Raw genomic sequence first — 21,721 nt, forward strand, 5'->3', positions numbered from 1 at the left:
CATGGCCGGTGCATCAGCCAAACAGGTTCTCTTCGAACCAATTTTCAGCAATAACCCTATTGCCCTGCAGATCCTCGGTATCTGTTCGGCGCTGGCGGTAACCACCAGCATGAGCGTCAGTATCGTTATGTGCCTGGCGGTTATCGCAGTAACTTCGTTTTCGAGCCTGGCGGTCTCCCTGGTGCGTGCCCAGATTCCGGGCAGCATCCGGATCATCGTTCAGATGACCATCATTGCCTCCCTGGTAATCGTGGTAGACCAGATCCTCAAGGCCTACGCCTACGAGATCTCCAAGCAGCTGTCGGTATTCGTTGGCCTGATCATCACCAACTGTATCGTTATGGGCCGCGCGGAAGGCTTCGCCATGACCAACCCGCCGCTGCTCAGCTTCCTGGACGGTATAGGTAACGGTCTGGGCTACTCCATTATCCTGCTGTTCGTAGCGTTCTTCCGTGAACTGCTGGGTGCCGGCTCGCTGTTCGGCATTACCCTGCTGCCGACCGTGAATGACGGTGGCTGGTATGTAACCAACGGCTTGCTGCTGCTGCCGCCGAGCGCATTCTTCATCATTGGCCTGGCCATCTGGGGTTTGCGTACCTGGAAACCGGAGCAGGTTGAAGAGCCGGACTACAAAATGTCCCGCCATACCGTTAAGGAGGCCTTCTGATGGAACATTATCTGAGCCTCTTGATGAAGGCGATCTTCGTTGAAAACATGGCGCTGGCCTTCTTTCTGGGGATGTGTACGTTCCTGGCGATCTCCAAGAAGATCGAAGCGGCCACCGGCCTGGGTATTGCGGTTGTTGTGGTTCTGACCGTCACCGTACCGGTGAATAACCTGCTGTATAACGGCATCCTGCGGGAAGGCGCCCTGGAATGGGCCGGCCTGCCGAACGTAGACCTGAGCTTCCTGGGTCTGCTGACATACATCGGAGTTATTGCCGCGATCGTACAGATCATGGAAATGGTGCTGGATAAATACATCCCGGCCCTTTATTCCGCCCTGGGTGTGTTTCTGCCGCTGATCACGGTTAACTGCGCCATCATGGGTGCGTCACTGTTCATGGTTGAGCGTGACTACACCTTTGGCGAGAGTGTGGTGTACGGCTTCGGCGCCGGTGTTGGCTGGGCCCTGGCTATCATCGCCCTGGCAGGTATCCGTGAAAAGCTCAAGTACAGCGATGTCCCGAACGGACTGCGTGGCCTTGGCATCACCTTCATTACTGTGGGTCTGATGTCTCTGGGTTTCATGTCGTTCTCCGGCATCTCCCTGTAATTCACCCGGTGATTCGGTTTAACGAAAAGGCGAGACCATGAATACAGAAATTATTCTCGGCGTGGTCATGTTCACCGTTATCGTTCTGGCGCTGGTGGCGATTATCCTCGCGGCCCGCTCCAGGCTGGTAAGCACCGGTGATGTGACTATTGAGATCAACGACGACCCCGAGCACACGGTAAAAACCAGTGCCGGTGGCAAGCTGCTGGGTACCCTGGCCAACAGCGGTATCTACCTGTCTTCCGCCTGCGGTGGCGGTGGTACCTGTGCTCAGTGTAAATGTAAGGTTCTGGACGGCGGCGGCGCCATGCTGCCTACCGAAAAGACCCACTTCACCAACCGTGAAGAGAAAGAAGGCTGGCGCTTGTCCTGCCAGGTTCCTGTAAAGCAGGACATGAAGATCGAAGTACCGGAAGAGTTCTTCGGCGTGAAGAAGTGGGAATGCGAGGTTATCTCCAACCACAACGTGGCCACCTTCATCAAGGAACTGGTACTGAAGCTGCCGGAAGGCGAGGAGGTAGACTTCCGCGCTGGCGGTTATGTACAGCTGGAGTGCCCTCCGTACGAAATCAACTTCAAGGATTTCGATATCGAGGAAGAGTTCCACGAAGACTGGGACAAGCACGACATCTGGCGCTACAAGGGCGTGAACAAGGAAGACACTATCCGGGCCTATTCCATGGCGAACTACCCGGAAGAGAAGGGTCTTCTCAAGTTCAACATCCGTATTGCCACACCGCCTCCTGGCACTGATCATCCGCCGGGCATCATGTCTACCTTCGTGTTCAACCTGAAGCCGGGTGACAAGGTAACCGTAATGGGACCGTTTGGTGAGTTCTTCGCCAAGGATACCGATGCGGAAATGGTGTTCATCGGTGGTGGTGCCGGTATGGCGCCCATGCGCTCCCACATCTTCGACCAGCTCAAGCGCCTGAACTCCAAGCGCAAGATCAGCTTCTGGTACGGTGCCCGTAGTGTGCGCGAAATGTTCTACGTAGAAGATTTCGACATGCTGGCCCGCGAGAACGAGAACTTCGAGTGGCACGTGGCGTTGTCTGACGCGCTGCCGAGCGATAACTGGGAAGGCCCGACCGGCTTTATCCATAACGTGTTGTACGAAAACTATCTGAAGGACCACCCGGCTCCGGAAGACTGTGAGTTCTACATGTGCGGGCCCCCAATCATGAACGCGTCTGTCATCAAGATGTTGAAAGACCTTGGTGTAGAAGACGAAAACATCATGCTGGATGATTTCGGGGGTTAATTCACTCAAATGACATCCGGCAAGATGAAGCCCGCCAGGGTGGTTATAATCAGCGCTTTCTGGGCGCTGGTTATGGCTGCCCTGGCGGGTTGCTCGTTTCAGGACGAGGAAAAAATCTGGGAGATCTCCGGCGGCATTTTCGGCACCACCTATCATATCAACGTGGTATTGCCCGAAGACGAAGCCCGGTTGCAAACTCTGGCGCAGGGCATTGAACAAACCCTGAACGAAGTGGACGGTGCCATGTCTACCTGGAAGAAGGACTCCGAGCTGTCGCGACTCAACAGCAAGAAAGACCAAAGCCAGTGGACAGAGCTGTCGCCGGCACTGTTTGAGGTGATACAGCGCGCCCAGGAAATATCGGCCATGACCGACGGCGCCTTCGATGTCACCATCGGCCCCGTTGTGAACCTGTGGGGCTTTGGCCCGCAGGCCCGAAGGGAGCAGTCACCCTCAGAGGCGGAACTCGCCGAGGTGATGGCCGTGACCGGCTGGGAATACCTGGAGCTCGACGAACAGGTCCGGGCAATCCGCAGCACGGAGCCCCAGTACATTGACCTTTCCGGCATTGCCAAGGGTTATGGGGTAGATGCCGTTGCCCGATATCTTGATCAGGAGGGTGTCGAGGCGTATCTGGTGGAAATCGGCGGAGAAGTGCGCACCCGCGGCAAGAAGCCTGGCGGCGAGGTGTGGCGGCTGGCAGTCGAAGAACCGGCCGAAGAAGCAAGCCAGGGCCGGCAGGTGAACAAGATAGTGGCACTGGTGGACCAGGCCATGGCAACCTCCGGCGACTATCGTAACTATTACGAATCACAAGGGCAGCGCTATTCCCATACAATTGACCCTGATACCGGCAAACCGATAAGCCACAAACTGGCATCGGTAACCGTACTGGCGGATGATTGCATGACAGCCGACGCACTGGCGACTGCATTCAATGTGATGGGTTATGAGCGCGCTGCGAGCCTGGCAACTCGGGAAAACATTCCCGCATACTTTATCGTAAGGGGAGACAACGGTTTTGAAACCCATCAGACACCGGCATTCTCGTCTTACGTTGTCCAGTAAAGGAGGGCAGTAATGGGTACCTTTCTTTTAGTTCTGTTTATTGTGGTACTGCTGGTTGCCGGCATGTCGATCGGCGTTATTTTCGGTCGCAAGCCGATCAGCGGAACCTGTGGTGGTATTGGTGCCCTGGGTATCAGTGCTTCCTGCGATATTTGCGGTGGTAACACCCAGAAGTGTGAAGAGAGCCGGAATGGCTCCGACGAGCCGGCAAAGATGGAAGACCTGGCCTACGACGCCAGCAAAGCCGACAAGTAACCGCAACGGGTCACCTACAATCACTATAACGACAGCTACGCACTCAAGACGTAGATAAGGAGTCACTGCGCACATGGCAGAGCATCATTACGACGTAGTCGTGATCGGCGCCGGCCCTTCCGGGGAAGGGGCGGCAATGAACGCGGCCAAGCACAACAAGCGCGTCGCCATCATTGAAGACAAGCCCACCGTTGGCGGTAACTGCACCCACTGGGGCACCATCCCGTCGAAGGCGCTGCGGCACTCGGTCAAGCAGATCATCACCTTCAACACCAACCAGATGTTCCGGGACATCGGCGAGCCGCGCTGGTTCTCCTTCCCCCGTGTGCTGCAGAACGCCCAGAAGGTCATTGGCAAGCAGGTAAAGCTGCGCACCCAGTTCTACTCCCGCAACCGGGTAGACCTGATCAACGGCCGTGCTTCGTTTGTTGATACGCACCGGCTGGAAATTCGTGGCAACAAATCGGTGGAAACCATCCACTTCAAACAGGCGATCATTGCCACTGGCTCCCGCCCGTACCTGCCGCCCGATGTAGACTTCCGCCATCACCGGATCTACAACTCGGATTCCATCCTGAACCTGTCCCACACCCCGCGTACCCTGATTATCTACGGTGCCGGCGTTATCGGTTCAGAATACGCGTCCATCTTTGCCGGGCTGGGTGTGAAAGTAGACCTGATCAACCCGGGTGACCGCCTGCTGTCGTTCCTGGATGACGAAATCTCTGATGCGCTGAGCTACCACCTGCGTAACAACGGTGTGCTGGTTCGCCATAACGAGCAGTATGAATCGGTGAAGGGCGACGACCACGGCGTGGTACTGTCGCTGCAATCCGGCAAGAAAATCCGTGCCGATGCCTTCCTGTGGTGTAACGGCCGTAGCGGCAACACCGAGAACCTGGGCCTGGAAAATGTCGGCCTGGTGCCGAACGGCCGCGGCCAGCTGGCAGTGGATGACCATTACCGCACCGAGGTAGAGCATATCTACGCTGCAGGTGATGTAATCGGTTGGCCAAGCCTGGCCAGTGCTGCCTACGACCAGGGCCGTGCGGCCTCTTCCGATATTACCCAGGACGAGTATTTCCGTTTTGTGAACGATGTGCCCACCGGCATCTACACCATTCCGGAAATCAGTTCAGTGGGTAAAACCGAGCGGGAGCTGACCGAAGCCAAGGTGCCCTACGACGTAGGCCAGGCCTTCTTCAAAGACCTCGCCCGAGCGCAGATTACCGGTGAAGCGGTCGGTATGCTGAAGATCCTGTTCCACCGTGAAACCCGTGAAATCCTGGGCATTCACTGCTTTGGTGACCAGGCAGCCGAGATCGTACACATCGGCCAGGCCATCATGAACCAGGAAGGGGAAGCGAATTCCCTGAACTACTTCATCAACACCACCTTCAACTACCCGACCATGGCGGAAGCCTACCGGGTAGCTGCACTGAACGGCCTGAACAGAATCTTCTGACCAGGCCGTGGTGCCCGGGCCTGCCTCAGGCAGGTTCCGGGCTGCTTTCCCTTGCCGGCAGGCTCAGTAACGCCTTGGCTCGGTTATCGAAGAACATTTTGGTACTGGTGGGATAGTCAGAAATAATGCTGTCCACGCCCATTTCTTCCAGCTTCAGCATGTCGTGAATACGGTTTACCGTCCAGGTAGACACGTGCATGTTGCGCTTGTGGGCGGTGTCCACCATCTCCTTGTTCAGGATTTTCCAGTTAACGCAGAAATACTCGCAACCCAGCCGGGTGGCCAGATTCAGGGGCTTGGGAAACTTGCGCTCCGCCACCAGGCCAATGCGGATATTACGGTTTCTCCGGCGGATTTCCCGCAAGAACCACGGGTCTGTGGAGGTGACCGCGCAGGTCTGGTACAGGTTGCGACGCTGGATAACCTCGGTTAGCCGATTGCACAGAATATTCAGGCGCGAACGGCTGTCTTTCTTTACCTCCAGCTGCACGTGTTCCAGGTCGTCAAACTGGTCCAGCAGGGTTTCCAATGCCGGAATCCCGGTTTTGCGGGGCCAGGCGCTGGTGTTGCGCCGGGCGTCCATGTTTTCCAGCTCGGCTGCCGTGTAGTTGCCCACGTTGCCTTTCTGGCCGGTGGTGCGGTCTACCGTCAGGTCGTGTACCAGCACGGGAATGCCGTCTTTTGACAGCACCAGGTCCAGCTCGAAATGCCGGATGCCCTGCCGGTATGCATGTACAAAGCCGGGCAGGGTATTTTCGGGGGCCTCACCCTTGGCCCCCCGGTGACCATAAACGATCATTCTGCAGTGTTGTCCTTAAGACGTTGATAAATAGCCTGGCGCTTCTTCCAGGTGTTGTGGCACAGGCGGATATCTTCCAGGTACGCCGGCAGCTCGTTCATCAGCAGGGCCTGGGGGCCGTCTACCAGGGCTTTCTCCGGTTTCGGGTGGAAGTCCACCAGCACCATGTTGGCACCGGCAATTACGCCCTGGGCGGTGGCGTGCATCACATCCAGGATGCCATCCGGAGCGCGGTCACGGCTGCCCACCGAGTGGGACGGGTCTACACACACCGGCATGCGGGTCAGGCGTTTTACCGCGGGCACGTGGGCGAAGTCCACCATGTTACGGTGCGGCTGGCCGGCCTCGGTTTTCATACCGCGCAGGCAGAAAATCACATTGGCGTTGCCTTCGCTGGCCAGGTATTCCGCCGCGTTCAGGGATTCGTTCAGGGTAATACCGAAGCCGCGCTTCAACAGCACCGGGTAGGTAGTCTGGCGGCCAATGGCTTTCAACAGCTCGAAGTTCTGGGTATTGCGGGTGCCCACTTGCAGCATCACGCCGGTAGGACGGCCCAGCTTCTCCAGGCAGGTGTCGATTTCTTCGATGTGGCTCTCGTGGGTGATCTCCATGGCGACCACCTTGATGCCATGCTTGCCCGCCTTCTCGAACACCCAGGGCAGGCAGCCCTTACCGTGGCCCTGGAAGGAATAGGGGTTGGTGCGGGGCTTGTAGGCGCCCATGCGGGTGCAAACTTCGCCGGCGTCTTCCAGCGCCTGCATCATCTGCTCAACGTGCTCGGGTACATCCACCGCGCACAGGCCGGCAAAGATATTCAGGTTGTTCTGGCTGAACTCCACGCCGTTGTAGGTGAAACCGCTCTGGCGATTGTCATCTTTATGGCGGCCCAGAATCCGGTAGTCATCGGAAATGCGAATGGCCCGCTCAACCGCCGGCAGCGCTTCGATCTCTTCCTTGTCCAGAGTCTTGGTATCGCCCAGCAGGTAAACCTCGGTCAGCCGCTGGCTGGCGCCCTGGATTTCGTGAACGCGAATGCTCACGCCAGGCAGGTTTTCCAGGTAATGCATGGTCTGGCGATAGGCATCGCTGTCCAGCGCCGTATTGGGGTGAAGAATGGCTAGCATGGAACGTCCTCGTCCTTAAAATTACGCGGCCCGGGAAGCCAGCTGGCGCACCCGGTTCTCAAGCTCAATCTGGTCGGCCGCAAAGCGGCGGATGCCGTCGGCCAGTTTCTCGGTGGCCATGGCGTCTTCATTGGATTCCCAGCGGAACAGCTTTTCGTCTACCCAGCCCATCTTCTCGGAGACTGTGGCGGAATCCGGGCTCAGCTTGCGGCTGAGTTCGCGCTGGTCTTCTTTCAGTTCCTGCAGCAGGGCAGGGCTGATGGTCAGCCGGTCACAGCCGGCCAGCATTTCAATCTCGCCGGTATTGCGGAAGCTGGCGCCCATCACCACGGTGTTGAAGCCATGGGCCTTGTAGTAATTATAGATGCGGGTAACCGACTGCACGCCGGGGTCTTCCGCCGCCGGATAGCTGTCGCGGCCAGAACTGGCCAGGTGCCAGTCCAGGATGCGGCCCACAAACGGTGAAATCAGGTGCGCGCCGGCCTGGGCACAGGCAACCGCCTGCACAAACGAGAACAGCAAAGTCAGGTTGCAGCGAATGCCTTCCTTTTCCAGCTGCTCGGCCGCGCGGATACCTTCCCAGGTGGAGGCAATCTTGATCAGCACCCGGCTGGTGTCTACGCCTTGCTGGTCGTAAAGCTCAATCAGGCCACGGGCCTTCTGCAGGGTGGCGGCAGTGTCGAACGACAGGCGGGCGTCTACCTCGGTGGATACCACGCCGGGAATCAGGTTCAGGATTTCCTTGCCGGCCAGAACAGCCAGCATATCGGTAGCCACCGAGAGCTGGTCTGCCGAGGAACCGCCGTGTTTCGCGGCAATGGCCACGGCTTTATCCAGCATGGGGCGATAGGCGTCAGACGCTGCGGCTTTCAGCAGCAGGGAAGGGTTGGTGGTGGCATCTTCCGGCCGCCATTGGGCAATGGCGTCGATATCGCCGGTGTCGGCTACCACGGTGGTCATGTTTTTCAGTTGGTCTAGCTTGCTGGTCATTCGTCCTGTCGTCCCGGTTGTTCTGTTTTGGTGCAGCATCCAGCTCCCGAATGCTTTGGCAACCCCTACAATAACGGCAGGTTACAACAGGAACAAGACAACAAAAGGTATGCCTGTTATCAGCTTTCCGCTATCGGTTGCGGCTCGCGTACCTTGGCCAGTGCCTGTTCAATCACTTCCAGCCCGGAACCAGGCTTGTTGGCGTTCTCGCTCAGGTGCCGGCGGAACTGCCGCCCGCCCGGCTGGCCCAGGAACAGGCCCATAATGTGGCGGGTAATGTGGGTAAGGTACACGCCCCGGTCCAGCTCCTGCTGAATGAACGGAAACATCGCCCGCAGCGCCTCGTGGCGGCTGGTGACCGCAGCTCGTTCGCCAAAGAATTCAGAATCCACCCCGGCCAGCAGCCAGGGGTTGTGGTACGCCTCGCGGCCCAGCATCACGCCGTCGGTATGGGCCAGGTGCTCGTGGCATTCCGCAAAGGTTTTGATGCCGCCATTGATGATGATTTCCAGGTGCGGATAGGCCTGCTTCAGGCGGTACACCCAGTCGTACTTCAGAGGCGGAATATCGCGGTTTTCCTTCGGGCTCAGGCCTTCAAGAATGGCAATTCGGGCGTGCACAATAAAGGTCTTGCAGCCGGCGGCGGCCACCGTCTCGATAAACTCGCACAACTCGTCCCAGGACTCCCGGCCGTTGATGCCAATGCGGTGCTTCACTGTAACCGGCAAATCCGTGGCCGCGATCATCGCCGCCACACCTTCCGCTACTTTATCCGGGTGGCCCATCAGGCAGGCGCCAATCAAATTGTTCTGCACCCGGTCGCTCGGGCAGCCCACGTTCAGGTTCACCTCATCAAACCCGAACTCCTGCGCCAGCTTCGCACACTGCGCCAGCTCGTTGGCATCACTACCACCCAGCTGCAACGCCAGCGGAAATTCCGACGGATCATGCCGCAGAAACCGCGCCGTATCGCCATGAATCAACGCCCCGGTCGTCACCATCTCGGTATACAACAAAGCCCTGCGGCTAAGAATACGCGCCAGGTACCGGAAATGCGGTGTAGTCCAATCCATCATCGGCGCAACCGAAAACCGGCGAGACAAAACGGGGGCGGGCTGTTGAGAGGTCATGAACATCCGGAGAACAAAGCAAATGAAGGCGCCAATTCTACCACGTTCCCCCCATTCGGAGTCGATTAGGGGGCTAGGGGTCTGTCCCTACGTGGACTGACCCCTCCAGGCACCAAGTTCAATGTAAGACTAGGGGGCTGTCCCTACGTGGACTGACCCCTCTAGGCACCAAGTTCAAGGTGGGGGGGGGAGGTCAAACCCCAGCAACCTTAGCCCCCTCCGCAGCCGGCGCCACCCCGTCCCCAGCCCAAACCGGATACGGAATTCCCGCCAGGCGGTTCATCACAAAGGCATGGGCCAGTAGCAGGGCAACCCCGGCCATCAGGATGGGCAGCTGGGCCGGGTTTGGCATCAGGCCCAGGGAGACGATCAGGGCGGTGGCGCCGGCGGGAGGATGGGCTACGCGGAATACCACCATCAGGCAGCTGGTGAGGCCCAGCGACAACGCTGCAGCGCCTACCCGGGCCAGGTCAACGCCGGTTGCGAAGGCGGAAGGCTGGCCCTGCAGGCCGAAAATGTACAAGCACAGTAACCCCATCAACGCGCCAATCAGGTGCCCGCACAGGGTATTCCGGGGCGACGCCGGCTGGGCCATGGGTACGTAGAACAGTATAAACGCCGTAGCCCCCAGCGAGGGAAAAATAAACGCCTCCTGCGTAACCAGCGCCACAAACGACACCAGGGCAATACTGAAACTGCCATTCACCAGGTTGAATACCGCCATCACCGTGGTGCGGCTGTAACGGCTGGCCAGTCGCTCCAGGTGCAGTGCGTGAATCAGCCCCTTGGCCAGCTGCCAGCGAAGTTGTTCGTTGCGACGTCCCATAACGCGGTAAAGTGCCCTTTATGCAGTTCGGTAAAAGGGCGCGATACTAGGCACTGACGGATATCAAGGCAAACAAGGATTTTCGATAATGGTTAAGGGCCTCCTGAATAACCGGCGGGGTCTGGCTCCTGGTGCCTGGTTAAACTTGGTGCCAGGAGGGGTCAGTCCACGTAGGGACAGACCCCTGGGCAGACCCCTAGTCAGGCGGGGTCAGACCCCCAGTACATTTGGTGGTGCGAAATGTATCGGGGGTCTGACCCCGGTGGTGTTTTTTTGGCTGCTGATGGCGGGGCCGGCGGGTGCGTTGGAGTTTGAGGTGCAGCAGATCCGGTTCGGGTTGGAAGACATCAGTCATCCGGCGCTGAAGCCGCAGGGGTGGTTGTTTACCGGGCGGGTTGGGGGGACGTTGTCGGATGTGCAGCTGGACGGGCAGATCAGTAACGATGCGGGGCTGGAAGCGGATATCAGCGTGCGCCACGTATCAGGCGAATTCCAGAGCATACGGCTGAGCACCACCATGGCTGGCAGCGAGGCCGTCGGTGTCTTCAAAAACACCCTCACCAACTGGCCGGAACAGCTGAACCTGCTGGAACTCGACAGCGGCGAGATCCGCGCTGAGGTGACCATTCTTCTGCAACCCAACGAATCTATGGCCGTGCACAGCCGCGTGGATTTCCACAACCTCAGTGGCCTGATGGACCGCACCGCCATCACCAACCTCAGTGGCCACCTGCTGTTCAGCCTGGAAAACAACCAGCTCACCGCGCGCCTGCGGGACACAACCGTCGGCCAGATCAACTCCGGCATCGGCATTGGCCCCGTCAGCCTGCTGGCGGACTACCGGGCCACTCAAGCGGAGCCGTTCGCCGGCGAACTCAACATCCAGCAGGCGAATGCCGAATTCCTGGATGGCCGCCTGCGCATCGCCCCGCGCACCATCAACCTGGCCGCGCAACCCCTGAAAATCCCCGTCGATGCCCACGAAATCTCCCTTAGCCGCCTGCTGCAGGTGTACCCCGCAGAGGGCTTCGAAGGCTCCGGCCTGCTCAGCGGCGCTATACCGCTGGAAATCTCGGACACCGGCATCGAAGTTAAGCAGGGCAACATCACCGCCCTCAGCCCCGGCGGCACGCTCAAGCTGCCGGCCGAACAGCTGCAGGCGATGCTTGGCGGCGGTGGCACGGTAGAAACCGTAACCCGCGCTTTGCAAAACTTTCATTATTCGGTGCTCAGCAGCGCGATAGACTACGATGAAAAGGGCAAACTCACGCTTGGCCTGCGCCTGGAAGGCAACAACCCGGACATCCGCAACAGCCAGCCAATTGTGCTCAATGTGAACCTGGAAGAAGACATCCCCGCGCTGCTCACCAGCTTGCAGTTGAGCGGAAGAGTAAACGAAGCCGTAACCGAACGCGTTCGCGAACGGCTGCAACAGTCCGGGCAGGAGGCAACACCATGACCATGCTAAAGCGCCTACTGCTGCCAATACTGCCGCTGGCGCTCATCGCCTGCACGCCAACGGTACAAGTGGCCGCACCCAAAGAACCCATCACCGTAAACCTGAACGTAAAAATCCAGCACGAAATCTACGTAAAGGTGGACAAAGAAGTAGACGAACTGTTCAGCGAACAAGGCCTGTTCTGAACACACCCGGCCACCACCAAACGCCGATCAAGGAGTTGAGCATGAAACGAATCATCCAAACCGCCGCCTTCATCCTGGCCCTGGGCGCCGCCTTGCCGGCCCTGGCTATGGGCCTGGAAGAAGCCAAGCAACAGCTCGAAACCGCAAAACAACAAGGCCTGCTAGGCGAAACCCCCGCCGGCTACCTGGAGGTGGTGCGCGCAGAAGGCAACGCCCGGGAAGTAGCGGACGCCATCAACAACGCCCGCCGGGAGGAGTACACCCGCATTGCTGAAAAGCACAATATTCCGGTAACCCAGGTGGAAACCGTGGCGGGCAAAAAGGCTATAGAGAAAACGCCGGCGGGGCAGTTTGTGCTTGTTGATGGCCGGTGGATTAAGAAGTGAAGGGGGCTGTCCCAACTCAGACTAGGGGTCTGCCCCAAATCAGACTAGGGGTCTGTCCCAACTCAGACTAGGGGTCTGTCCCTACGAGGACAGACCCCTCTAGGCACCAAGCCTGGTTCTAATCAGGCTCAACTTGGTACGTAGAGGGGTCAGTCCACGTAGGGACAGACCCCTAATCGGACAGACCCCTTTCAGCCCCCTTCCTGAGCCCAGCTAACCAGCGCATCCAAAGCCATAGGCCGAGCAAAGTAAAACCCCTGAAAGCGGTGGCAGCCCCAGGCTCTTAGGATGTCGAACTGCGCCTCGTCTTCCACGCCTTCGGCAACCACGGTCAGGCCCATTTCGCGGGCCATGGTGATTACGCCTTTGCACACGGCGGCATCTTTGTGGTTGGTGACCACGTTTTCCACGAACGACTTGTCGATTTTGATGCTGCTGGCGGGCAGGTCTTTCAGGTAGCTGAAGCTGGAAAAGCCGGTGCCAAAATCATCAATCGCCGTGGAAATTCCCAGCTCCTGCAGGGAATTCACCAAACTAATAGCGCGGCAGCGGTCTTTCATCAGCACGCCTTCGGTCAAATCCAGCTCCAGCAGATCAGCCGGCAGGCCGGTTTCGGCCAGAATTTTCTTCAGCTTGTCCAGAAACCCCGGGCGGTGGAACTGCAGCGGCGACAGGTTCACCCCCATGCGCCCGGGCAGCAGCCCCATTTCCTTCAGCTGAACGGCATCCTTACAGGCCTGGGTGAAAATCCACTTGCCCAGCGGCACAATCTGGCCGGTTTCCTCTGCCAACGGCAGAAAACGCTCCGGCGCAATCAGCCCGCGAGTAGGGTGCTGCCACCGCACCAGCGCTTCCACACCGAAAAACTTGCCGTTCTGGTCTACCTGAGGCTGGTAATGCAGGAACAACTGGCCGCTGCGAATGGCCTCTTGCAGATCCTGGCGCAGGGTAACCCGGCGTGAAAGCTTGGCGTCCAGCTCTGCCGAATACACCTGAAACGTATCCCGGCCCTGGCGCTTGGCCTTGTACATCGCCATGTCTGCCTGGCGAATCAGCTTCTCTGGCGAAGTTTCGCTGTCATCTAGCAGGCTGATCCCGATACTGGCAGACAAGTACAGCTCATGGCCGCCCACCTGCTGGGGCAGAGCAATCTTCTGCAGAATGCGTTCTGCCACCTCTTCTGCCTGCCGGGCCGATTCCAGGTCTGGCAGCAGCACCACAAACTCGTCGCCACCAAATCGGGCCAGGGTGTCGGTAGGGCGAATGCACGCCTCCAGCGCCCGCGCCACCGCCACCAGCAGGCGGTCGCCCACCTTGTGGCCCAGGGTATCGTTAATGGGCTTGAACTCGTCCAGGTCTATAAATAGCACCGCCATCAGCCGGTTGTTCTGGCGGGCCAGGGTAAAATCCTGCTGCAACTTCTCTTCAAACATCGTGCGGTTGGCCAGGCCTGTCAGCGCATCGTGTGAAGCCTGGTACGCCAGCTTCTTCAGCAACAACGCCCGGCCAGACGAACGAAACAGCCAGGCAGACATAACTATGCCACCCACCACCAGCGTGAGCGACCCGGCCCAGGAGAAACGCAGCGGCTCCGGTACCGGCAACTGCGGAAAGGCAGACGCCAGCAAACCGGCAAAACCGGCCAGCAAAGTGCAGGCCAGCAGCAACAATGGCCAGGCCTGCAACCGCAGTGCGTGAGAAACTTGTGGCATAGACGGAGCGCCGCCTCAGAGTGGAAGAAAAAAACCGGCGCATATTGTTAGGCCAGTTTGTTTTTTGCACAACGGCAGTTGTGTAAATAAAGCGTCAAACACGTAAATTCTTGCAAAATCCGGGGTGGATGGTTGTCCAAAGCACAGCCATAGTGCAGATTGATTACCATGAGCCCGCCAAACTGATAGAAACGTTTAATATGCCGACCTGGTTCTCCCGTCATTCATTGCTGCTTCAAAGTTCCGCTTTGCTGGTCCTCATTGTTGTCGTCATTTTTGTCACTCAATACCCTACCTACCAGAAAGATCGGGAGCTGGAACAAGTCGACATCAACCGTAACCTGGAGCTGATGCAGCTGATGACAGCCGGCTATGTGCAGCAACTGACACGTGATGCCGATGTAATTGCCGCCTCTCCGGTGTTGCAGATGTACATAAGAGACCTGTCCGCAGAGGGCTTGCTATCTTTAGAACAGGCGTTTCTGAACCTCGCAGGTCTGAGGCCAAGTTATGACCAGCTACGTTATATAGATCGTTCCGGAGTTGAACAGGTTCGGGTTAACAACTACAACGGTGAGCCACAACTGGTCACGCAGGGCTTACAGCTTAAAATCCATCGTGACTACGTGAAAGCGGGGCTGGCAGGAGAGGCGGGGAGCGTCTTTGTGTCCCGCTTTGACCTAAATGTTGAAAATGGCCGCATTCAAGTTCCCTTTGTGCCCACGGTTCGGGTAGTCGCCAGCGTACACGTGGATGGTGAACAGGGTGGCATGGTGGTGCTCAATGCCAAGGCGAATGAATTGCTGCAACACCTGCGCACAGCGTTGCCGGACGGTACTGACCTGGTCGTGCTTGACGACGCCGGCGGTTGGATAGCCGGTGGTGGTGTTGCCGACTGGGCGTTTGCTGATGATTCCGCCAGTCGGTTTTCGGCTAGCTATCCGGCATTGTGGCAACAAGTGCGTGGCGCTCAGCAGGGACAGTTCGAGTTGGAAGACGAGTGCTATAACTACCGCTGGCACCGTTATTCGGATCCTCGCGTTGAGTCTCCCGAACTGTTGCTGGCCCAGCGAACGGCAGGGGAGCCCTGTTCGGCCGTCGGGATGGATTCGGTCAAAAAAGCGGGCGTTCGGCTGATTTCCGGACTGCTGGTAACCTACCCCTTGCTCTTGCTATGGCGACGCGCTAACACGCGTAAGTGGCAAATGCAGCGGGTGCTGGCAGAAAACTACCATCAGTTGCAGGTGGTTACGCAAATGTCCGGGCACGGGTTGTTGATGGTAGACCAACAATGCCGGGTGCAGTGGATTAATCCGGAAGGTGAACGGCTTTTGGGCTGGACAGAAGCGGAGCTGATTGGCCGCGACCTGCACCAAACCTGCCACGTTACCCCGGACGGCCATAGCCTGCATGACGGGCCTTGCCCGACACTGCACACCCTGGCTACAGGCGAGGACAGCCGCGCAGACAAAGATCGCATGGTAGGCAGGAATGGCCGCATCGTGCACCTGAGTATGAGTGTTCGGGCGTTTGGTGATCCTGAAAACAGAGGTGCCATCCTGGCCATTGCAGACGTAAGTCGCCATGTTGAGACAGAGCGTAACCTGACCCAGCTGGCCCGCACAGATGCCTTAACCGGAGTATTAAACCGGGGCGCATGGTTGTCGGTGGTCAGCAGCTGGGTGGACAACGATAATGCCGCGCTCTATGTCATCGTGTTGGATCTCGACCACTTCAAACGTGTGAACGATACCTTCGGCCATGGCGCGGGTGATACAGTACTAAAAACCTTTGTAAAGACCGTCAGTCACCTTCTGAGAAGGGATGATGTGTTTGGTCGCCTGGGGGGAGAGGAATTTGCCTTGGCCGTGCGCCACCTGACCAAGGAGCAAGTGTTGGTCCTGGCTGAGCGGATTCGCGTGGCGGTGGGTGACATGCTGTGCACCCTGGACGACGGCCAGGAAATTACCATAACCACCAGTTGTGGTGTGGCACAGTATAGTGGCGAGGAAAGCTTAAAACAGTTGCTGGAAAAGGCAGACAAAGCCCTTTACCTTGCAAAGCACGCAGGCCGGAACCAGGTTCAGTTTTACCAGCCGATAACGGATAACGGTTCAGAATAACCGGGCTGCGGCACAGGGAAACGTATGCAAAACTGGCTAACAGGCATAGACCTGGGCGGCACCAAAACCGAAGTGATCCTGCTGGATAACCAATCCAACGAACACTTCCGCAAACGGGTAGCCACCCCAGCAGGCGACTACCAGGCCACCCTGAACACCATCCACGCTCTGGTACAACAGGCCGAAGCCCACGCCGGCACCACCGGCATACCGGTAGGCGTAGGCATACCCGGCAGCGTTTCCCGCAAAACCGGCCGCATCAAAAATGCCAACTCCACCTGGCTGAACGGCCAGCCCATGCAGCAACACCTGCAAGAATTGCTGCAACGGCCCGTTACCCTGACCAACGACGCCAACTGCCTGGCGCTCTCCGAAGCCACAGACGGAGCAGGGCGAAACCACCACAACGTATTCGCCGCCATACTGGGCACTGGCTGCGGCGCCGGCATAAGCGTGAACGGCCAGCTGCTTACCGGCCCCAACGGCGTAGCCGGCGAATGGGGCCACAACCCCCTGCCATGGACCCCGGAAGCCGAACTGCAACAGCGCCCCTGCTTCTGCGGCCGCCACGGTTGCAACGAAACCTTCCTGTCCGGAACCGGGCTTTCACTCACCCACAAACTGCGCACCGGCCAGCAACTGCCCGCCCATGCCATTGTTGAACATGCCGGGCATGGCGACCCGCAAGCCACCGAAACCCTGCACCAATACCTGGAACACCTGGCCCGGGGTCTGGCTGCCATTATCAACGTGATCGACCCGGACATCATCATCCTGGGCGGAGGCATGAGTAACGCCGAACAGCTCTACCGGGAACTGCCCGCCCGCCTGCCCGGCTACGTATTCGGCGGCGAATGCGACACACCCATCGTAAAAGCCGCCCACGGCGACTCCAGCGGCGTGCGCGGAGCGGCCTGGCTGGCCAATACCTGAACCCACTCACAAAAAAACCACCGCACGACGCTACCTGTCGCCCCCGTGACTACACTGGAACAAAGGCAACGCCAGAGGAGGGCGCACCATGCGAGCAAATACCGTGGCGAAACACCTGATGATCGCCCTGGCCATAGCACTGCTTGTGCTGGCATCCGGCTGGCTGCCCGCACAGGAAAACTGCACCTACCGCAAAGACGCCCTGGGCAACATGCGCTACCAGTGCGACAGCGGCGAGCAGGGCACACTCCGCAAAGACGCATTCGGCCACTGGAACGACAACCGAACCGGAAACCGTTACCGCAAAGACAGCCTTGGAAACTATCGGTCTTCTGATGGTGAAGAGGTTTGGCGCAAGGATTCGTTGGGGAACTGGCGGGACCGGGAAGGGCGGCGGTGCAGGGAGGATGCGTTGGGGAATTTGGTGTGTGAGTAGGTGATTGGACAAATAATCACTCCCTGGTAACCTGGCTAACAAAATAAGGCGCGAATTAGTAGTAAGGAAACCACCGCATGTCAGACACGCTGGGCTATTACAATGCCAATGCCGAAGCGTTTGTGGATTCAACTCTGGATGTATCGATGGATGACATTTATCGCGTCTTCCTCCCTCATGTGGCCGCCGGTGGCCACATACTTGATGCGGGTTGTGGCTCTGGCCGAGATGCTTTGTATTTTCACGGTCATGGATATCGGGTTACCGCCTTTGATGCATCGCAGGCAATCACCGCGCTTGCTCGTCAGAAAACTGGGCTTCCGGTTGAGCATCGGTCGTTTCTGGATGTTGAAGAACTGCATGCCTACGACGGAATATGGGCCTGTGCCAGTTTGCTACATCTTCCCGCCAATGAAGTTCCGAGCGCTTTAACTCGCCTTTGGTCTGCACTCAAACCCGGTGGCACTTTGTATGCCAGCTTTAAGCTTGGTGAAGGCGAACGCCAAAGTGGCGGGCGGCATTTTACGGATGCAAATGAAGAGTTGGCTGCGCAATGGTTTGAAGCCGTTGATAAGGATGTCGAACTAACTTTCTGGCGGACTCACGATCAGCGGCCCGAGCGTGATGAGCAATGGCTAAACATGCTTGCTCATAAAGCACCAGCAGCGCATGACAGACTGACTATCGGAGGCAAGCAGCATCATTTCTTGCCGAAACTGTGCCATGCGATACGCTCAGCAGGCCAAGTAGATATGGCTGTCGCATTTGTGAAAACGACGGGCTTGAATCTGTTGCTTCCGGATCTTCTGGATGTGATTCAGAAAGACCGGGAGCCTGCGCCAGCACGGGTGAGAATTCTAACCAGTGATTACCTCGATATCACTGATCCGGAAGCATTGCGCAAGCTATCCCTGCTGCAAGATCACGGTGCACAAGTTGCCGTATACGAGAGTAAAGGCAGTAGTTTCCATATGAAAGCCTACCTCTTTGCGGGGCATGGTGGTGCTCGCCAACATTGGGGAAGGGCGTTTATTGGTTCTAGTAATATCAGTCGGCAAGCGCTTCAGGATGGACTGGAGTGGAACTATCAAATCGACTATCCGCCAGAAACCGGCTATCTGGAGGCTGTAAACCGCTTCGAAGAAATTTTCCGGCACCCCAATGTTGTTCCGCTAACAGATCATTGGATCGACGAGTATGCGAAAAGGCGTATTCCACCACCTCAGCCAGTAGCACCTGGTAGTGCTGAGCAGGAAGCCCCTCCAATACCTAATCAAGTGCAAAAGGCTGCGTTAAAGGCTCTGGACGAGACCAGGGGCGAGGGATACAAGCGAGGCCTGGTGGTTCTAGCTACCGGCCTTGGTAAAACGTGGTTATCAGCCTTTGATGCCAAACAGTTGGGTGCGCGACGAATTTTGTTTGTGGCGCATAGAGAGGAAATTCTGTACCAAGCCGCCGAGACTTTTGTCCGAATAAAACCAGATAGTCGCGTTGGTTTTTATATGGGCAAGCAGCGGGATCATTCTGTCGATATCCTCTGCGCGTCCATCCAAACGCTAGGTAAAGAGTCCCACCTTGAGCGGTTTGCTCCTCAGCATTTTGATTACATTGTGGTTGATGAATTTCATCACGCAGCCGCCCCGACATACCACCGTCTCTTAAAGTATTTTGCGCCACAGTTTTTGTTGGGGCTGACAGCCACACCTGACCGAACGGACCGGTCCGACATTCTGTCACTTTGTGACGACAATCTGGTTTACGAGTACCCGTTATTCGATGGCGTAAGGGGCGATTTCCTTGTCCCATTTCATTACTACGGTATTTACGACGCAACCGTGGAGTACCAGGAAATTCCTTGGCGCAACGGGAAGTTCGATCCTGATTTACTCGCACATAAACTCGCTACTATGGGGCGTGCGCGCCATGCGTTGAGAGTCTGGAATCAACATAAGCAAATCCGCACATTGGCCTTCTGTGTGTCCCGCGCACATGCGGATTTTATGGCTCGGTATTTCCAAAAAAACAAGATTAGAGCCGTTGCCGTTCACGGTGATTCAGAAATGTCCCGAGGTGAAGCACTCGAGTTGCTGGAGTCGGGTGATCTCGATGTGATTTTCTCTGTGGACCTGTTTAACGAAGGCGTGGACCTTCCCGCGATTGACACGGTTTTGTTGCTCCGGCCAACCGAATCGAAGGTTTTATTTCTTCAGCAGATCGGCCGAGGCCTGCGTAAGAGTAATGGTAAAGATCGGCTTGTAATTCTCGATTTTGTGGGGAACCACCAGAGCTTTCTCCACAAGCCCCAAGCCCTTATGGGGCAGTCGATGAACCAGCGTCAGCTTGCTGATTTTGCGAGAAAAGCAGAGCAGAATCGGCTGGAATTACCCGATGGCTGCTTCGTTAATTATGATCTGGAAGTGATTGAGTTCCTGAAAGGGCTGGATCAGAAGGGGGCAGAGAAAGACTATCAGGCGCTAAAGGATACGCTTGGGCGTAGGCCTACTCTCACTGAGTATTATCATTTTGGGGCCAACATTGCCCAGACACGAAAACAGCATGGAAGTTGGTTTGGCCTGTTAAGGGATATGGACGACCTTTCTGACGAGGAAGTTGCCCTGTTACTTGCTCATGAAGAATTTCTTGTGGAAGTTGAGAAAACCTCCATGGCGAAATCCTTCAAAATGGTTTTGCTCGAAGGGTTTCAGGCTTTAAGTGGCTGGGAAAAGGGAGTGGGGCTACCCGCGCTCGCAGCCGAGTCTTGGAGAATACTGAAGCGTCGTCCGCGATTATTTTCTGAACTGGCTGAGTCTGTGCGCCACCTTGATGGTGATGCTAGCGAGTGGCAGCGATATTGGAAAAAGAACCCGGTGGATCACTGGACGAATAAAACACCTGCTGTGTTCCATGTTGCGGATGGACAGTTCGCGCCAGCATTCCAGATTGAAGCATCGTTGGTAACGATCTTCGAGTCGATGGTCCAAGAATTAGTCGATTATCGACTTGCATCTTATGAAGCCAGGCAAGGCTCCAAAGTGGAAGTCGATCAACAGAGCAATATTGTGCCAATGCTGCTTGAAGGCACGGAGCTTCCATTTTTCCCGACCCTCAAGATTGCCTGCGGCCACTTCAGAAACAGCAGTGTTGATGCGATTGAAGATGTGGAATACCGATCTCTGGGTAATGGCTACGGTCGATTAAACCCGGAGAAGCATTTCATTGCGAAAGCCTCCGGTAATTCCATGAACGGTGGCAAGAATCCGATCCACGATGGCGATTACCTACTTCTCGAACAGATCAGCTCTGGCACTGCAGGAAAAATCTCTGATGCCACGTTAGCGATCGAAAGATTGGATGAGGCTGGTGATACCCAATATTTGCTCCGAACTGTTCGGAAGTCCGCTCAGGGTGAATATATTCTGGAAGCTGCGAATCCGGACTATGACGATATTGTTGTTACACCGGAGCTAGTAGAGCAGTTTAGGACCTTTGCCCGGCTGAAAGAGGTGATCTCACCACTGGAGATGGCGCGTGGACAGGAATTACTGCGAGAGGATATACCAGCTCTGTTTGGAGCGGAATTTAATCCTGGTAACTGGCAGAGTGGTCATGTGTTTTTGAAGGAGGCCGGAGCCCACATTCTTTTAGTAACGCTCAATAAGCAGGGTAAGGCCAGTCAGCACCGCTATGTCGATCATTGGGTTGACGAAACTACCTTCCACTGGCAAAGCCAGAATTCAACGACCCCAGAAAACAAGCGTGGCAGGGAGCTCATCAATCATCAGAAGCTGGGCCTCTCCGTGCACCTGTTTGTTCGTGAAAACAAACTCCGTAACGGCAAGTCGGCACCGTTTACCTACTACGGCCCAGTAGAGTACAAAAGCCATACGGGAAGTGCTCCGATGAGTGTACTGTTTCATCTTCTGAGTTGATTTTTTGTAAAACCGGGGCCCCCTTGCTTTCCCCAAAAACGTATATACAATGTAAATATCTTTCAGCCATGAGCTTCACCCTCACCAGGAGTATCCGCAGTGACTGATGGTCCCAAAAAGGTGAAACCGAAAAAGGTGAAGCCCAACAAGAAAGATAGCCAGCTGCTGATTCGTATCAGCAGTACCGAGCGCGAGCAGTTCATTGAGTTGTGTGAAGAGCTGGACACCAGCGCCGCTCGCGAAATCAGGCAGTTTATTCGTGGGTTTATCAAGAAGAACAAACCCGCAAACTAGCCGCGACAATGCCCAGGAGGCAATTATGTCCAAGAAAGCTGAGAAGAACTGCGTAAACCGCTGAAGGT

General features: G+C 56.8%; 20 protein-coding genes. 14 read left to right on the forward strand and 6 right to left on the reverse strand.

The features are described 5' to 3' along the window. The first annotated feature begins 1 nt into the window (after nt 1). The 6 genes from Q668_RS06330 to sthA all read left to right on the forward strand — a co-directional run bounded on the left by Q668_RS06330 (nt 2) and on the right by sthA (nt 5,327). Nucleotides 2–667 (forward strand): NADH:ubiquinone reductase (Na(+)-transporting) subunit D, encoded by a 666-nt coding sequence (locus Q668_RS06330; protein WP_022988779.1) that lies wholly within the window; start codon nt 2–4, stop codon nt 665–667. Further along, nucleotides 667–1,275: an NADH:ubiquinone reductase (Na(+)-transporting) subunit E gene (nqrE, locus tag Q668_RS06335; RefSeq protein ID WP_022988780.1), complete on the forward strand. Its 609-nt coding sequence runs from the start codon at nt 667–669 to the stop codon at nt 1,273–1,275. Before Q668_RS06330 ends, nqrE begins: the two co-directional genes overlap by 1 nt. Before the next feature lie 37 nt (nt 1,276–1,312). Beyond that, on the forward strand, nt 1,313–2,539 hold the full coding sequence (gene nqrF / locus Q668_RS06340; protein ID WP_022988781.1) for an NADH:ubiquinone reductase (Na(+)-transporting) subunit F: 1,227 nt from the start codon (nt 1,313–1,315) through the stop codon (nt 2,537–2,539). A gap of 9 nt (nt 2,540–2,548) precedes the next feature. Further along, complete coding sequence (locus Q668_RS06345) at nt 2,549–3,607, forward strand: FAD:protein FMN transferase (RefSeq protein ID WP_022988782.1); 1,059 nt, start codon at nt 2,549–2,551, stop codon at nt 3,605–3,607. 12 nt (nt 3,608–3,619) lie between these two features. Continuing rightward, a complete protein-coding gene (gene nqrM / locus Q668_RS06350) occupies nt 3,620–3,862 on the forward strand; it encodes a (Na+)-NQR maturation NqrM (protein ID WP_022988783.1) in 243 nt (80 codons plus the stop codon). Between the two features lie 73 nt (nt 3,863–3,935). After that, a complete protein-coding gene (gene sthA / locus Q668_RS06355) occupies nt 3,936–5,327 on the forward strand; it encodes a Si-specific NAD(P)(+) transhydrogenase (RefSeq protein ID WP_022988784.1) in 1,392 nt (463 codons plus the stop codon). 25 nt (nt 5,328–5,352) lie between these two features. On the opposite strand, the gene Q668_RS06360 is transcribed toward sthA, so the two are convergent. The 5 genes from Q668_RS06360 to Q668_RS06380 all read right to left on the reverse strand — a co-directional run bounded on the left by Q668_RS06360 (nt 5,353) and on the right by Q668_RS06380 (nt 10,196). Further along, nucleotides 5,353–6,126: a glycerophosphodiester phosphodiesterase gene (locus Q668_RS06360; protein ID WP_022988785.1), complete on the reverse strand. Its 774-nt coding sequence runs from the start codon at nt 6,124–6,126 to the stop codon at nt 5,353–5,355. Further along, nucleotides 6,123–7,250, reverse strand: coding sequence for a 3-deoxy-7-phosphoheptulonate synthase (locus Q668_RS06365; RefSeq protein WP_022988786.1), 1,128 nt, complete (start codon nt 7,248–7,250; stop codon nt 6,123–6,125). The genes Q668_RS06360 and Q668_RS06365 overlap by 4 nt, the downstream gene beginning before the upstream one ends. Before the next feature lie 21 nt (nt 7,251–7,271). Then, the gene (gene tal / locus Q668_RS06370; RefSeq protein ID WP_022988787.1) at nt 7,272–8,240 is read right to left on the reverse strand and encodes a transaldolase; all 969 of its coding nucleotides are present in this window, start codon (nt 8,238–8,240) and stop codon (nt 7,272–7,274) included. A 119-nt stretch (nt 8,241–8,359) separates the two neighbouring features. Continuing rightward, the gene (gene dusA / locus Q668_RS06375) at nt 8,360–9,376 is read right to left on the reverse strand and encodes a tRNA dihydrouridine(20/20a) synthase DusA (protein ID WP_227498304.1); all 1,017 of its coding nucleotides are present in this window, start codon (nt 9,374–9,376) and stop codon (nt 8,360–8,362) included. A 187-nt stretch (nt 9,377–9,563) separates the two neighbouring features. After that, nucleotides 9,564–10,196, reverse strand: a complete 633-nt coding sequence (locus tag Q668_RS06380; protein WP_022988789.1) for an HPP family protein — start codon at nt 10,194–10,196, stop codon at nt 9,564–9,566. Nucleotides 10,197–10,458: 262 nt separating this feature from the next. Here Q668_RS06380 and Q668_RS06385 point away from each other — a divergent pair, with 262 nt between their 5' ends. From Q668_RS06385 to Q668_RS06395, 3 genes are read left to right on the forward strand one after another with little or no spacing between them, the layout of a single operon-like run. Further along, nucleotides 10,459–11,655, forward strand: coding sequence for a YdbH domain-containing protein (locus tag Q668_RS06385; protein WP_022988790.1), 1,197 nt, complete (start codon nt 10,459–10,461; stop codon nt 11,653–11,655). 2 nt (nt 11,656–11,657) lie between these two features. Next, entirely contained in the window at nt 11,658–11,840 is a 183-nt protein-coding gene (locus tag Q668_RS06390) for a YnbE family lipoprotein (protein WP_036219367.1), read from the forward strand. A 41-nt stretch (nt 11,841–11,881) separates the two neighbouring features. Continuing rightward, nucleotides 11,882–12,226: a YdbL family protein gene (locus Q668_RS06395; protein WP_022988792.1), complete on the forward strand. Its 345-nt coding sequence runs from the start codon at nt 11,882–11,884 to the stop codon at nt 12,224–12,226. 191 nt (nt 12,227–12,417) lie between these two features. Here the strand turns inward: Q668_RS06395 and Q668_RS06400 are convergent, their stop codons facing one another. Continuing rightward, nucleotides 12,418–13,938 carry a putative bifunctional diguanylate cyclase/phosphodiesterase gene (locus Q668_RS06400; protein WP_081697562.1) on the reverse strand — a complete coding sequence of 507 codons (1,521 nt, stop codon included), beginning with the start codon at nt 13,936–13,938 and terminating at the stop codon, nt 12,418–12,420. Nucleotides 13,939–14,186: 248 nt separating this feature from the next. On the opposite strand from Q668_RS06400, the gene Q668_RS16605 reads away from it, so the two are divergent. From Q668_RS16605 to Q668_RS17230, 5 genes are all read left to right on the forward strand, one after another. After that, a complete protein-coding gene (locus tag Q668_RS16605) occupies nt 14,187–16,061 on the forward strand; it encodes a diguanylate cyclase (RefSeq protein WP_161628524.1) in 1,875 nt (624 codons plus the stop codon). Nucleotides 16,062–16,085: 24 nt separating this feature from the next. After that, nucleotides 16,086–16,994, forward strand: a complete 909-nt coding sequence (locus Q668_RS06410; RefSeq protein ID WP_022988796.1) for an ROK family protein — start codon at nt 16,086–16,088, stop codon at nt 16,992–16,994. A gap of 88 nt (nt 16,995–17,082) precedes the next feature. Further along, nucleotides 17,083–17,430 carry a hypothetical protein gene (locus Q668_RS06415; protein WP_022988797.1) on the forward strand — a complete coding sequence of 116 codons (348 nt, stop codon included), beginning with the start codon at nt 17,083–17,085 and terminating at the stop codon, nt 17,428–17,430. 77 nt (nt 17,431–17,507) lie between these two features. Next, entirely contained in the window at nt 17,508–21,359 is a 3,852-nt protein-coding gene (locus tag Q668_RS06420) for a DUF3427 domain-containing protein (protein ID WP_022988798.1), read from the forward strand. Between the two features lie 99 nt (nt 21,360–21,458). Next, the gene (locus Q668_RS17230) at nt 21,459–21,653 is read left to right on the forward strand and encodes a hypothetical protein (protein ID WP_022988799.1); all 195 of its coding nucleotides are present in this window, start codon (nt 21,459–21,461) and stop codon (nt 21,651–21,653) included. Nucleotides 21,654–21,721: the final 68 nt, after the last annotated feature.

Source organism: Marinobacter sp. ES-1, from assembly GCF_000475255.1.
GTDB classification, from domain to species: Bacteria; Pseudomonadota; Gammaproteobacteria; order Pseudomonadales; family Oleiphilaceae; genus Marinobacter; species Marinobacter vinifirmus.